Here is a 527-nt window from a genome sequence, read left to right on the forward strand (position 1 = left end):
GGTGGCCAGCGTCAGTTTGACGATCCGGCCGTTTTCCATGGCGATACGGACTCGCTGGCCCGATCGCAATCGGCGCAGCCGATCCCGATCGAAAGCGTCGCCGTCGAAAGACACCTCGGTACCACAGTCGAGCAATACCGTACCGGCGAAAGTGGTCTCAGAGAATTGCCGCACCGTCGCCTCCATCAGCTCAGGCTAACATCGAGTTGCGCGCCGTGCCGGTGGTCTGGACGAGCCAGCCGAAGCCCCCGAGACCGCCGGGCTCGGTCAGCGCCGCCACTTCGGCAGCCGCCGCCAGCTGCCGCAGGTATTCCAGGGGTTGCGTGCCGGCCATTGTCAGCGGTGGACGTCGACCGCGCACACCGAGGCGGTGTAGCGCATCGCCCTGAGTAGTGCACAGCGTCGCCGTCGCTCCGGCGGCTGTTCCCGCTGCCGCGCAAGCGTCGATGGCGACATGTGCGGTGATGTCGCAAGAGCCGTCGGGTACCGGCTCGACTGCGCGGCCGTCGCGGTACCCGGACAGGCTG

General features: G+C 67.6%; 1 protein-coding gene. It reads right to left on the reverse strand.

Features of this window, described 5'->3' with window-relative positions; genetic code table 11:
• Window positions 1-190 precede the first annotated feature (190 nt).
• Window positions 191-527: hypothetical protein (locus tag F6Q13_RS20115; RefSeq protein WP_293060189.1), on the reverse strand; the 337-nt coding region annotated here is incomplete at its 5' end.

Origin of the sequence: Mycobacterium sp., assembly GCF_008709575.1 — a bacterium.
Classification (GTDB): Bacteria; Actinomycetota; Actinomycetes; order Mycobacteriales; family Mycobacteriaceae; genus Mycobacterium.